The sequence below is a fragment of the Brevibacillus halotolerans genome (assembly GCF_026891775.1).
Classification (GTDB): domain Bacteria; phylum Bacillota; class Bacilli; order Brevibacillales; family Brevibacillaceae; genus Brevibacillus_B; species Brevibacillus_B halotolerans.
The window spans coordinates 1-12,976 of the sequence record NZ_JAPTNK010000011.1 but is presented as its reverse complement, the minus strand read 5'-3'; the positions used below and the strand labels follow the sequence as shown (position 1 = coordinate 12,976).

The 12,976-nt window shown below is 35.8% G+C and carries 12 protein-coding genes and 2 other annotated features; of the genes, 6 read left to right on the top strand and 6 right to left on the bottom strand.

The genetic code is table 11. The features are described 5' to 3' along the window. Positions 1 to 2: 2 nt before the first annotated feature. Positions 3 to 509: a GNAT family N-acetyltransferase gene (locus O0550_RS14595; protein WP_101668007.1), complete on the bottom strand. Its 507-nt coding sequence runs from the start codon at positions 507 to 509 to the stop codon at positions 3 to 5. A gap of 379 nt (positions 510 to 888) precedes the next feature. Continuing rightward, positions 889 to 2,229, bottom strand: a complete 1,341-nt coding sequence (gene brnQ, locus O0550_RS14590; protein ID WP_003341903.1) for a branched-chain amino acid transport system II carrier protein — start codon at positions 2,227 to 2,229, stop codon at positions 889 to 891. Between the two features lie 318 nt (positions 2,230 to 2,547). Then, positions 2,548 to 2,802: a binding site (T-box leader), on the bottom strand. Between the two features lie 54 nt (positions 2,803 to 2,856). Beyond that, positions 2,857 to 3,116: a binding site (T-box leader), on the bottom strand. A gap of 173 nt (positions 3,117 to 3,289) precedes the next feature. On the opposite strand from brnQ, the gene O0550_RS14585 reads away from it, so the two are divergent. Beyond that, positions 3,290 to 4,405, top strand: a complete 1,116-nt coding sequence (locus O0550_RS14585) for a YrpD family protein (RefSeq protein WP_258426700.1) — start codon at positions 3,290 to 3,292, stop codon at positions 4,403 to 4,405. Positions 4,406 to 4,786: 381 nt separating this feature from the next. On the opposite strand, the gene O0550_RS14580 is transcribed toward O0550_RS14585, so the two are convergent. Further along, positions 4,787 to 5,026, bottom strand: coding sequence for a hypothetical protein (locus O0550_RS14580; RefSeq protein WP_138976950.1), 240 nt, complete (start codon positions 5,024 to 5,026; stop codon positions 4,787 to 4,789). Positions 5,027 to 5,475: 449 nt separating this feature from the next. Here O0550_RS14580 and O0550_RS14575 point away from each other — a divergent pair, with 449 nt between their 5' ends. Further along, positions 5,476 to 5,913, top strand: coding sequence for a MarR family winged helix-turn-helix transcriptional regulator (locus O0550_RS14575; protein ID WP_022583927.1), 438 nt, complete (start codon positions 5,476 to 5,478; stop codon positions 5,911 to 5,913). A 51-nt stretch (positions 5,914 to 5,964) separates the two neighbouring features. After that, the gene (locus tag O0550_RS14570) at positions 5,965 to 7,194 is read left to right on the top strand and encodes a serine hydrolase domain-containing protein (protein ID WP_258426699.1); all 1,230 of its coding nucleotides are present in this window, start codon (positions 5,965 to 5,967) and stop codon (positions 7,192 to 7,194) included. A gap of 199 nt (positions 7,195 to 7,393) precedes the next feature. Here the strand turns inward: O0550_RS14570 and O0550_RS14565 are convergent, their stop codons facing one another. From O0550_RS14565 to O0550_RS14555, 3 genes are all read right to left on the bottom strand, one after another. Further along, positions 7,394 to 7,813 carry a DUF3021 domain-containing protein gene (locus tag O0550_RS14565; RefSeq protein WP_258426698.1) on the bottom strand — a complete coding sequence of 140 codons (420 nt, stop codon included), beginning with the start codon at positions 7,811 to 7,813 and terminating at the stop codon, positions 7,394 to 7,396. Further along, positions 7,813 to 8,262, bottom strand: a complete 450-nt coding sequence (locus tag O0550_RS14560) for a LytTR family DNA-binding domain-containing protein (RefSeq protein WP_022583930.1) — start codon at positions 8,260 to 8,262, stop codon at positions 7,813 to 7,815. Before O0550_RS14560 ends, O0550_RS14565 begins: the two co-directional genes overlap by 1 nt. Before the next feature lie 1,268 nt (positions 8,263 to 9,530). Beyond that, on the bottom strand, positions 9,531 to 10,049 hold the full coding sequence (locus O0550_RS14555; protein ID WP_003341922.1) for a hypothetical protein: 519 nt from the start codon (positions 10,047 to 10,049) through the stop codon (positions 9,531 to 9,533). A gap of 381 nt (positions 10,050 to 10,430) precedes the next feature. Here O0550_RS14555 and O0550_RS14550 point away from each other — a divergent pair, with 381 nt between their 5' ends. From O0550_RS14550 to O0550_RS14540, 3 genes are read left to right on the top strand one after another with little or no spacing between them, the layout of a single operon-like run. Next, a complete protein-coding gene (locus O0550_RS14550; RefSeq protein WP_258426697.1) occupies positions 10,431 to 11,141 on the top strand; it encodes an ABC transporter ATP-binding protein in 711 nt (236 codons plus the stop codon). A gap of 2 nt (positions 11,142 to 11,143) precedes the next feature. Then, positions 11,144 to 11,878 (top strand): ABC transporter permease, encoded by a 735-nt coding sequence (locus tag O0550_RS14545; protein ID WP_003341926.1) that lies wholly within the window; start codon positions 11,144 to 11,146, stop codon positions 11,876 to 11,878. Positions 11,879 to 11,887: 9 nt separating this feature from the next. After that, positions 11,888 to 12,619 (top strand): MerR family transcriptional regulator, encoded by a 732-nt coding sequence (locus tag O0550_RS14540; protein WP_258426696.1) that lies wholly within the window; start codon positions 11,888 to 11,890, stop codon positions 12,617 to 12,619. Positions 12,620 to 12,976 lie beyond the last annotated feature (357 nt).

The window sequence follows — 12,976 nt, the reverse complement described above, 5'->3', positions numbered from 1 at the left end:
AATTAGATTGTGAATTTTTGTAGTAAGCACGGTTCATCTTGTAAAACATCTTGCCTCTCCTCAAAGATAATCCCTTCCTCCTCATACAATCGATGCCAGAATGAAATCGCTGGTTTGTTATTAATCATCTGCACGACCATATAGTTCCCAGGATTGTCTGTAAAACATTGCTTTAATGCCTTTCTAGCGAACCCTTTTCTCCGGTAATAAGTAAGAATAAACAGCTCATTCACATAAAAATCTGTACCCGTTGGGGCAAATGGTGGTCGATTGAGCAGCAGAAAGCCGACGATATCCTCCGCAGATTTAATGAGATATGGCTGCAGAGCCTCCCTTTCCCAGTAAAGGTCCAGATTCTCATATACAAATCTGCCTTGCCGATCGACTGTAAGATTATTGGTGTAGGCCGATAAATCATGTAAATATAGAGGCATGAGATTGAAAATAATATTTTTATCTCTTGATGAAACGGGACATAATGAAATAAACGAATTTTGATTTTCCTTCAAACTCTCCCAACACCTTTCTAAACAATCCTACTGACACATTCATCCATGAATGGCTTTCGCCAGATGAAAAACGTACCTTGAACAACCATAATTTTTCCCTTCTAAATAAAAACCAAATTTTAAAAATTCTAAACAAAATGCTTTTATTCTAAAAAATACCTTTTTTCGTACTAGTAATTTATTGTTTTACTATAATTTAACTTCAAATTGGATAATCCTGCAAGTATTATGTTAAATTATACTAAAAAAATAATTAGATAATTGTATATTTATTAAAACTTCCCTTTTTTCCCACGGTATATTTTTTATCCATTTATTCATTCAAAAACAAAAAAACAACCCCGTCCACTACGGGACTGGAATTGTTTTTTTGAAATGATCATTCTGTAGTCTGGGGAGCTAAGCTGGTGTTTTTCTTTTTTATAAACGAAATTACATATCCAATCAGCGCACCTACGATTCCTGGGACAACCCACCCAAGTCCTTTTTCATGCAGCGGCAAATAACTCAGCACACGGTCAACAGCTAGAGAATGAATTCCTACCTGACCCAATGCATCAGCAACACTAACAATTCCAACAAGCAGCATGCTGCATGTGTAAACAATGGAATCGCCTTTTAGTAGGTCATTCGTAAAGGACAATACAATTAAAGCAATAGCTAACGGATAGATGGCAGACAAGATCGGCACAGAAATTGATAAAATTCCACTTAAGCCCATGTTAGCAAAGAACATACTAGTTAGTGCAAGTATACTCACCCACATCTTGTATGAAACTCTCGGTACAAGCGATGTAAAGTATTGACTGCATGAAGTGATAAGTCCAACCGATGTAGTTAGGCATGCCAATGAAAATACAAGACCCAGTAGTATTACCCCAGGTTTACCAAATAAATATAACACCACATTCGTTAACGTTTGGGCTCCATTCTCGGTCACTCCAAACATAGAGGTGCTAGCCGCTCCAAGGTAACCAAGTAGAACATAGATCGAAACTAGAATCGCCCCAGCAATTAATCCTGCATAGACAGTAGTTGCAATCAACGATTTTTTCTCTTTAATTCCCTTTTGCTTCAGAGTTACTGAAATGACAATTCCAAAATTAAGTGCCGCAATTGTATCCATTGTTAAATACCCATCCAAAAACCCATTGAAATACGGTGTTTGTATATAACTTTCAATTGGACTAGTAAAAGACCCCAGCGGCTTGAATAAGCTATAAATGAAAATACCTGTAAGTAAAATCAATAACGATGGCGTTAGCACTTTACCAAATCGATCAGAGAGCTTAGCTGGATTTAAACAAAGCCAAAAAGCAATCGAAAAGTACACTAGTGTATAGAGAAAGAGCACCCAGCTAGTTTGTTGCCATTCTACTGGTAAAAAAGGAGCCACTCCCATTTCAAAGGCTAAGCTTCCATTACGCGGAATACCTAGGAAAGGACCAATTGATAAATAGATAAGAAGAGTGAAGATAAAAGCAAAAACAGGATGTACTCGTTTGGCCAAATTGTGCAAACCATCAGATTTTGCTACGGCAACAACTCCCAATATAGGTAGTCCAACAGCAGAGATGATAAAACCGCTCATCGCTTGCCAAAAGTTAGTTCCCGCTGACTGTCCTAAGAAAGGGGGGAAGATTAAATTTCCTGCTCCAAAAAATAAAGAAAACATCATAAAGCTTACTAACAGTAAATCTTTTCTTGATAGCCTCTGCATATTAATTCTCCTCACTATGATTCATTTTCTAGATGAACTGGATCGATTCTGACGGTAACTTGAATCTCAATTTCCATTGTGCACCCTCCTGTCTAAACATAAGTTTACAACCCCGAATACTAGGAATTAAAAGTGCTACGATCCAAAAAATGGCTTGTACTCTGCTTTCAAATACAACGGGCCCCTTAATGAAATGATGTATTTTGGTAATCAACTTTGAAATGAAAAGACTGTCCAGCTCAACTCCTTCTTTATATTTAAAATAAAAAACACCTCAGCAACCAAGCAAGTGTTTCATCTAAAACACCTTACTTTGGTTACTGAGGCGAAGATATACGCGGTACCACTCAGCTTTCTGTCTTCTCACGAAAAACAGACTCTGCAAGTCTATAAGGACTCTCATCAGATAACGGTGATTTTCCGTTGCTCCCTACTCTGACAATTGGCAGATGTCCTTTCAGGAACAAAGCTCTAAGGTGATATTCAAAAAAGGTGTAATGACCATCCTTTCAGCCATGGGACAGCTCTCTGCACATTAATCCTTTCCCTACTTCTCCTCATCAATGCTTTTAATTTATGAAATTAAAATGAAAAACTCTCGTCTCCACAATCAACTTACATTTTGATTGCAGAGACGAGAGTTTCGCGGTACCACTCAGCTTTCCGCCTTCCTCACGAAAAGCAGACACTTATCAAGTCTAAAATAACATAGACTTAGCTCCTTTTAACGGTGGACATTCCGTTGTTACCTACTCGATACATTCATCGTTCGTTAACAAAGCTCCGAGGTGATATTCAAAGGGAAACAACGACCATCCTTTCAGCACTATGGGACGGCTCTCTATCATTCTTTCTTATCTTCTACTTGTCCTCATCACAACTTTTACATTTGTTTGATTTGTTAGTATTATAGTAATCTTTAAAGGTTACTGTCAATCATTTTTTAATAAATTATTTTATATAATAAAAATTCATCAGATAGCAATAAAATATATTTTGTTTTTCGAATATTTGTAATATATTGTCTTTGTAAACAAATTTATGTTAGGAGTTGAAGTTTTTGAAAAAAACTAACCTAGCCACAACCATGATTTGTCTTCTTAGCCTCCCCCTTTCGTCATTTTCCGCATTTGCCGCAGCAGATGACTTCAGAGAATGGAAAGGCACAAATGGAAAAAGCGTTGGGGTTGTACATGAGGAAACAAGTACCATTTCTGATTCTAAAATCAATGAAATGATTGAAAGAGCTAAGGAATCCATTTCCCAGGAAAAAAAGAACAAAAAAAACAGCTTACGGGCTGAGGCATTAGATACTACATACAGCTATATTGCCTTTGAGGACGGAGTATCTTATGTATATGAAGAAGCCTCTTCTGCAAATCCTGAATTAATTATCCTTGATTCAGATAACCAAAAAGCAGAGGCCTTCTCCTCTAAACAAACTCAATTACAAGGGATAGCATCTGATTTTATAGCAGATGGCGTTGGGGGAAAGCAAGAAATCACGCAAAGTGGAACCTATTTAAGTACAAAGCTTACCCTCCCGCAAGATTCGATGGTTGATAAAAAAGTGGCAGCATACAATTATGGTGGTTTTTTCTATCTGGCAAATACAAGCGGAGCAATCGGTTCATGGGTAGCGGATATGGGCTTAAGCTACTATACCAATGTTGGTCAATCGCAAACAGAGACCGGCTGGAAACCTATTATCATCGTAAAGCAAAAAACGTCTGCCACTGCTTGGACAGCCTATAAAAGCGATATTTTCGATCCAAACTACAAAGAAGGACAGTATCGAAATGCATATAAGTCAGGTTCCGATGTAAACCTCTATTTGTGGTATAACTACAATGGAAAGGTTCGCTTGAAACTGGACGGTACCACAATTTGCAGCGAGCGGACATGCACTACACCTGGCGATACAAAAACCATCACCATCATTGAATCTGCAGACAAATTGAATATACCTCAAATCTCGAATTGGAAGCTACTTTCTACTGTGGTATCCAATGATAATACGGGAAAAAATCGAGCCATCTATTCAAATATTAAAGTCGATGGCACCCCTGTTCCTAACGATAAATTTTCAATCCCTCAGGAGGATCACGCAAAAGTAACCCGCGACAACAATAACACTGTTACCATTGATGTTGATTCTGATATTTATAAGTATTAGGGCGGGATTTTCATAGTGGAATGGAAGGTAATCCCCCTATGTCGTATGTAACAAACACAGCAGGCATACGTCAGCTTAGCCTTTTATACTGCTGGCTTATAGAAACCAATTGTAACACGTAGATAAACATCATTTTACTTAGATAGATAACGGGATCGAAACTACCTATTTTCCATATACATATGGAGACGGGTAGTTTCATTTTTCGAATAAGTTTTCTGGATTACTCATCAGCATCCTTTCTAGCCTATATACTATTCCTATAGATAAAGAATAGAATGAAGACAATGATATGAAGTGAAACACCACTAATATAAATGAATATATAGAGTCCTTCTTTTGGGATGAACATGGACTCTATATATTTGGCTCCTACATGTCTTAAATGAAGAAAAACGGTGATTCGAAAAATTCACCACGGAAGAAAGGGGATTCAATAAATTCACGTCGGAAGAAAGGAGATTCGCGGAAGCCTCTCCGACCGTCAAACCTTCTGCCTCTGAAGCCCCCTCTTGGTGGATCTGGATCGATATCCCAATCTCTGTAATCCATAGGATGATCATATTTCCTATGCGTAGGGGGACAGCAGCATTCACAATATTCTCGCTTACGACGCCTCATTTTACATACCTCCTTTATATCTTACCCTTTAAAGATATGCTGACCCTAATAATTGGGTTTGGATGTATACCTACTTTTGATAATAGAATAAGCCCTTTTTTTGGGTTTGTAAGCTATTGAATCTATAAAGTTTAGATATAGGCAGGTTGTTAGTAGAAACAGAGAATTTGTTTTATCAGGATTCCATTGTGTAACGATAATGTAATAAGGTACAGCTATATTTCTTATACAATGTAAGGAACCATGTTTGTAGACATAAATGGATACATCACCAGGTCATAGAAAGGTTGCTGGCTCTTTTTTACCGAATGTGACTTCTCCCAATTACTTGCCCTTATCCTTTCATTAAAAAGAGATTTCTTTTTTCTATTTTACAATTACAGAAAATTGACTTTTTTTAAATCATCCTCTAATATATTAGTTAACTAACATATTAAAGGATGATCTGTTTGGATTTGTACACGCAAGTAAAACAAATTAATGAAGCCGATTATGCAATCAATCGATTGATTTATAAATATTACAAAAAACATCTAGCTAGTTCTATCACAACACAACAAGCTGTGCTGTTAGATATTGTCTATTATGCTAAAAAAATATCTGTAGGTGAAATTGCTTTAGAAATGAACGTTAGCTCTAGTGCAGTAAGTCAGCTTATCTCCAAAATGGAGAAAAATCAGTTAATCCATCGTACTATTAATCCAGATAATCGTCGGGAAATATTTATTACATTAGATAAAAAAGGTTGGGAATATTTCCACAAGCAGGAGTATGTAGAACGAGCTGTGGCTGATCGTTTATTTTCTAAATTGACGATTTCAGAGCTTAATGAATTGGAACGAATTACAAAAAAATTACAGGAAATCGCCATGAAAGAGTTCTTGTGATTTCCTCACGCCAAATATGTTAGATAACTAATATAATAAGGAGACTAAAATATGTACAATACTATTTATCCTACGTTACAAAAATTACAATTTAACGGTTCTCTTTATATAGAGACAAGAAATAACGAAAGCCTTAGCCTTACATTAGGTTATAAAGATTTAGATAATTACATCTCTATTACGGAACATACACTGTTCGATATTGCTTCTTTAAGTAAAATGTATACCGCCGTAATGATATTGCAATTACTAGAAACAAAAGCTATTAATCTTGAAGATAAACTGACGAAATGGTTTAACACGATTACCTATAAAAATGTAACTATTGAACAATTATTAACACATACATCAGGCATCCCAGAATATATAGGTAACCCTTCAGTAACAGTCATTGAAGAAATCTTACATACTAAAGAGCCATACTTCCCTGCGGGCTGCGGATCGTTTTATTCCAATACAAACTATGTATTATTAGCAAAAATCATTGAGGATGTAAGCAAACGTTCATATGAAGATTGTCTACATAAGATGATTGTAGCCCCTCTTCATCTTACACATACAACTACGAAACCAAACGTTGAACAAATTGCTGTCGGAAGGCTTTTCGATTATACTAATCGAAAATATATTGCTGTAACAGACGATCCTATCTTGCATTACGTTGATAAACATGCGGGCTTCTATGGTGATGGTGGCATTTACTCTACAGCAAAGGAAATTGCTCAGTTTTTAAAGGGATTTATTCAAGGAAAACTGGTATCCCCCGAATTGGTAAAAAGTGCTTTAACTCCTTCCTCTTTATCTAACAATTATGGCTACGGATTCGTAATTCAAGACGACTCTTTTGGTCACTCTGGTGGGGAGATCGGATACTCCGCCCACTGCTTATATTCTTTACCAAATGAAAAAATAATCATTCTTTTAACAAATGAAGAGATAAGCCCTATGTATGAACAACAAATATTATCATTTTTAACCTTTCCTCAAAACAGAGAAAAACCTATAGCACCAAAACACCCTACTATCATGGGAATAAACACGACAGATAGCATAGAAGGTACGTATCAGCTCACTGATGACTATCAAACAAGCTTTACTGTCAGCCGTATTGTTGAGCATTTTATTATCACTTTTGATGATCAACCTGCCACCCATTTGTTTAAAATTGAACCTAATCTCTATTGGATTAGAAATACAATGAGTTTTATCAATTTCCACGATATGGTCTTTATTGACGAAGGTATAGAAGTACCACTTAACAAACACCTGACAACGTCTTAAGGAAAATTATTAGGAAGAGCTGTAACTTTACCTAAGAGACCCCTCTTCTCGAAAAGAAAAGTCAGCCCTTAGAAATTCAATGGCTGACTTTTCATCATTCATTTGATTTTTTAGCTGCGAATCTAAAATTACGGTTTTCAGTTAAAGAAATCGAATGATTTCTTTTGCCGCATTCTTTTCATTACGATATGATTTGGGATTATTTCCTCTTTAACTGATCGTTAATTTTTTTTATTTCTTTTGAATCCATCCAATATACCCCCACCCAGACAAGAATATAAATAATGAATTGAATCACAATAAACATAAGAAACCTGACTGGATTCTCAGTTGGATTTTCATACCACCTTCCAATTGCACCACAAATAAGTACAAGTAGTAAGACTACAACATAATGTATCGATAGATTTACCACAAATGGCCAACGATCAGAGTAAAAAATAAGCGTGATAAGACCACAACCCACTCCTAGAAATACAGCTAAAAGAAACTCCACCAAAAGCTCTTGCCCATTCATTACTCTAGTTGGATTTTGTAATAAAACTATTGTCATAATGATATAAGAAGTGCTTAACCCAATAAGGGCCCCTATTAATGAAGATTGGATTATTTTTTTCATTACGTATCCCTCCCAATTCCTAGCCGCTTCTTCAGTATCTTTAAATACATACGACTAACATGAGCTGTTGATCCATTGTCCATCACAAGCTGCATCATACCTAATTTCTCCATCTTCATAGAGAAAATCTTAGACACATTTACGAGCGTTGATTTATTGACACGGACAAAGTTCTTTTTTAACAAATCTTCCAGCTCATATAATTTGCGCTTTGATTCATATTCATCCTCATCTGTTGAAAAATAAACCTTTGTTCCTTCTGAATAAATAAAGTAAATATCTGTAATTTTCAACATATAGATTTGCTGTTGTAAATAACCATCAATTACTTCTGTGTTAGAAGACTCAAAATACCTCATAATTTGTTCAATTTCATTTGTATACGCATTTGTATGAATATGGATTTCTGTTTCCTTTACATTCTCATCGATGATTAATTTGATTTGCATATGCACCCTCCACTCCATAAATCAAATATAACATGGAAACTTTTCATATTTAATTTTCTTATATAAGTGGTTCCATATGACAAATGAGTAGCAAAAAAGAGATGATGAATGAATCGTTTGGAAGGCTCGCTGTCCCTTACTGATCATGTAATGTTCGTTTTTGATAGATCTAGATGTATCGAAGGATAATATTTATATTTGCATATATTTTCCCTGAAGATGTAAGGTTTTTCCTACAAGGAAGTTTATTCGACATGGTATAGAATTCTCTTGTAGTATTTAAGTCTACTCAGGAAATGTAAATGAAGGAAATCAGGGTTAGTGGATATTGGAATGCAAAAAATTCCAGCTAGGGTAAGGGTAAGAAGGATTATTGATATACAAGCGAGGATTACAGCGAGGAACCTACAATATGATGCAGATACTGGCTATATATTTATTATGTAAGAATTTTTCCTACCTAAATAAAGGCATCTTCTCCTCCTCAGTAGTGTTAGCCTGTGATCTTATGTGGTATGTATAGTTCTTGTTAACAATAATGAGAGTTTGTCCATCCAGATTATTTAATCCTATAAACTACTCGTATACATCAAGTATAGAATAAATCCTAAAATATTCAGTGTAAGACCACCAATAAAGGAGTTATTACATACCCCCTTAACAAATTCATAAAAAGTAAACATAAGAGAAATAAAGTAAACCATTATCAAAAAATTTAAAAGTAATCCCCACTGTAACCAGTAAACCTTTCCGAAACTAAAGGAAAAGTCTGCGATTATAAATAGTATAAATCCTATATTTGCTAGTAAAGATAATACAAATGAAGTATTACATTTTTTCATCACAATCGTTCTCCTTTTAACCCTCTAAGGAGGTTAGTGTTTTCATCTATTAATTGTAACCCTCGACTAGTAATACAAATATGGAAATTGATAATATTTATGCGGGATTTACAGCGAGAAATCTAAAAATATAATACAGCTGCTTGCCTAAAAAAATGACCTCCTTTAATCTTACAGACTACGGAGATCATTCTTATTTCTAACGTTTGAGTCGCCCTTTGGGAGACAATCTATTGTATCTAATAGACAAATTCCAAGGTGCATAATAGCTCATTGCCTTTCATTCTGATATTTATTTTTGTTTAATGAATAAGCAAGCAATTCCTATAACTAAAACAATCATTACAGGAGTATCGTGCCCTCTTGAATAGTAAATACCCTTTGCTCTTCAGCCTTTGATAATAGTTAAAATACCAATGTCATTGCTTATCTCCCGAAATTATTCGTGTTATAATATAAACCCTTCATCATTTCAGCTGTTTTCTTTTGAGAATAGCCATATCGCAAAAGAACATTCTTCTTAATTTTAATAATATCGATTAAATATTTGATATTATCTAAATACGCATCATCTGCAAATCTCTTTTCTACGTCATAAACCTCATTTTTTATTTTGCGGGTGTGTTCTTCTATCAAATATAATGCATCTACTATTTCCATTGCTGTTTTCAAACTAATATCCTTTATTTCTTGGAAGTTGTTAATGAAATAATAATGTTTCGTATATTTATAACCAGTTTCATTAAAAAAATCATCACCATGCTCAAACCAATCTTCTGAAACCAGATGTTCATCTATGCAATGTTTTAAATCAAGCTCTTCTTCTAAATAAAGATATTTAGCTACTTCCATGACACTATTAAAACCTATTTTGGGAAGAGGTTCTTTTTCAAGAATTTTCTTTTTATCGTTGGAATAAGTCACAACTTGTATTAGCTCTAACATAAAATTTCCCCTTTCTCTGGTCAAAACACCCTATTTTTATTGTTATTTCGTTCCACGTCTTTAAATACCCTTTCTTTTTTCACCAAAATCTTACTTAGATAAACAGATTTTATTTTTTATCTGTCTACCTAAGGGGGAACATATCAAGATTGATCAAAATAGATTCTTTTCTGGCATATTTAAGTTTCGGTTTTATAAAAAGTTTGATCATTTTCTACCTGTGTTGTTCCACAATCGCGCCCGATTGCTGAAGATCGTCCTGGAACAAATAATTATCATACTTTATTCAAAATCCACATTTATAAAAGCCTCCAATAAGACACCACCCCCACCACTCTTTGATATAGTAGCTTACTAAGTCTTATATAGGAGGGAACAAATATGATCTTAACCGTCAAAAACTTATCGGTCACATACGGTACTAAAGAAGCTGTCCACAACATTAGTTTTAGCATCAAGCCTGGGGAAGTAATTGGCTTACTTGGGGCAAACGGTGCAGGGAAATCCTCTACTATTGCAGCAGTGCTTGGTATTGAAAAGAGTAATTACGAAGAGCTCACAATGCTCGGAAAGTCACCAATTCTCCATCGCAAGGAAGTCTATCAAGAGGTGGGTGTACAGTTTCAAGAAACAAATTTCCAAGATGGATTAACGGTGCGTGAGGCATGCGAGCAGTGGGAGTCGCTTTATAAACAAACTGCTGATGTGCCTCTACTCTTACAAACATTTGGTCTAGTTGGGAAGGAAACTCAACTTGTGAAATCTCTTTCAGGAGGTGAACGTCAACGCTTAGCGGTGCTGCTGGCATTAATTTCAAATCCTAAGCTTGTTTTCCTAGATGAGCTCACAACAGGATTAGATACAAAGGCTCGACGTATGCTTTGGAAACAACTTTTAGCGATGAAAGAAAAAGGGCTGGCAATTGTCCTAACATCACACTACATGGACGAGGTTGAGGCGTTATGTGATAAAATTTTAATTTTAAAAGAAGGCAAAACGGTCTTATATGGCACGATCCAAGAAGCAATCCATGCAAGTGAGAAAGCCACACTAGAAGACGCGTACCTATATTTTGCAGGCGAGGAGGACTAGGTATGAGTACATTTCTAACCTTTTTAAAAATTGAGGGCAAGCTCGTTTGGAAGGGCATTGATATTCTCATTTTTGGGATCTGCTTCCCTATTATATTAGCTACCCTATTTGGTTATTTTCTGAGTAAGGACGGATTAGCTGGTGCTTCCAACTTTGAATTATCGTACGCATCTGTAATTACGATTGGTGTACTAGCAACAGGAGTTATGGGTGTACCACTGACCATTGCAGATTACCGTCACCGAGGGATTTTAAAGCGATTCCAAGTGACACCTGTGTCACCTCTCCAAATTCTATTTGCCCAAGGACTGATTCAGCTTTCTTCAGCACTTGTATCATTTATTGGTGTCACACTTGTTTATCATTTATTATTTGATTATGAACTAAAGGGCTCCTGGGGGATATTCCTTCTGACATACACTTTTGTCATTATAGCGATGTATAGTATCGGGATTTTCATTGGAAGCTTAGTACCTGACCAAAAGTCAGCAAATGTTTGGAGCTCTGTTGCTTACTTCACGATGTTACTGTTTTCGGGAGCAACGATTCCGTATGAAGCCATGCCTCGATTCTTCCAATGGGTGATGGATATTTTGCCACTTTCTCATGGTATTCACTTATTAAAGCAGGCAAGTACAGGGGAGCCACTAACAGATGGTCTATTCCATATCGTGATTTTAGCTCTATGCATTGTAATCGGATTATGTGGATCGATTAAATTCTTTAAATGGAAGTAGGTGTGTCGGGTGTACAAAACAAAAGAAATCGCAACACTTGTTGGGGTACACCCAAACACTGTGCGCATTTATGAGGAATGGCGCTTTATCTCCCCTGTACCAAGACAAGCAAATGGCTATCGTATTTATTCAGACATCCATTTATTTCAGTTAATGGTCGCACGGACGCTCTTTCGGTGTGAAATTGTACAAGGAGATATTCGGAAAAGAGCTCGTGCAATTGTATATACTTGCGGACAAGAAAATTTTGCGAAGGCTGAAGAACTAACAATAGACTATCTCACCAATTTAGAACGCGAATATGTTCATGCCTTGTCTGCTACAAAAGTTGTTGAGAAATGGTTGAGAGAAGATCCTACTGTTAGTACACGCACTTATTCTCGAACGGAAGTGGCACTGCTTCTAGATATTACATCTGAAGCTGTACGAAATTGGGAACGTAACGGACTCATTACCGTACCGAGACTGGACAATGGTTACCGAGCATATGGTGAAAGAGAACTTGAGCAGCTACGAGTTATTCGTAGTTTAAGAAGTGCCCATTACTCAATTAATGCCATTTTACGTTTACTCAAACAAATCCAACAACCAAGCCCTGATATTTTCGCGATTTTAAATACACCAACAGATGAAGAAGATATCGTGTCAGTAACGGATCAATTAGGTAAATCATTATTAGATGCCATAGCAGGTGCAAAAGATACATTAGCTTTGTTTCATGAAAAAACCACTTTCCAGTAACGGTAACGGAAAGTGGTTTTTAGCATATTTGTAGCTTTGAAATAATGTTCGATCTAAAAACATCCATAAATCCATATTTTACGATAAATAAAAAGAATCCATTTAAAAAAGATTAATTAAAATGAATTATTCTCTATCAGATTTAGGTTTGGCATTTATAAATAAAGAGTTTGATCATTTTTAACCCATGTTGTTCTACAATCTGGAGTTAGTATAGTTTCATGGACACTTCTTAGTTAAGTCCTTACAATGAAAACAAGAGGAGATGAGTCCGGATGGAACACAAAAAAACGAACTAGAGATACAATGAAGATTTTAAAAGAACAGTGGTAGATCTTTATCACTCTGGTTACTCTG

Coding starts and splice junctions, on each gene's coding strand:
- brnQ (WP_003341903.1), bottom strand. CDS start 2,229: ATGCAGAGGCTATCAAGAAAAGATTTACTGTTAGTAAGCTTTATGATG.
- O0550_RS14580 (WP_138976950.1), bottom strand. CDS start 5,026: ATGAGGCGTCGTAAGCGAGAATATTGTGAATGCTGCTGTCCCCCTACG.
- O0550_RS14570 (WP_258426699.1), top strand. CDS start 5,965: ATGTACAATACTATTTATCCTACGTTACAAAAATTACAATTTAACGGT.
- O0550_RS14565 (WP_258426698.1), bottom strand. CDS start 7,813: ATGAAAAAAATAATCCAATCTTCATTAATAGGGGCCCTTATTGGGTTA.
- O0550_RS14560 (WP_022583930.1), bottom strand. CDS start 8,262: ATGCAAATCAAATTAATCATCGATGAGAATGTAAAGGAAACAGAAATC.
- O0550_RS14555 (WP_003341922.1), bottom strand. CDS start 10,049: ATGTTAGAGCTAATACAAGTTGTGACTTATTCCAACGATAAAAAGAAA.
- O0550_RS14550 (WP_258426697.1), top strand. CDS start 10,431: ATGATCTTAACCGTCAAAAACTTATCGGTCACATACGGTACTAAAGAA.
- O0550_RS14545 (WP_003341926.1), top strand. CDS start 11,144: ATGAGTACATTTCTAACCTTTTTAAAAATTGAGGGCAAGCTCGTTTGG.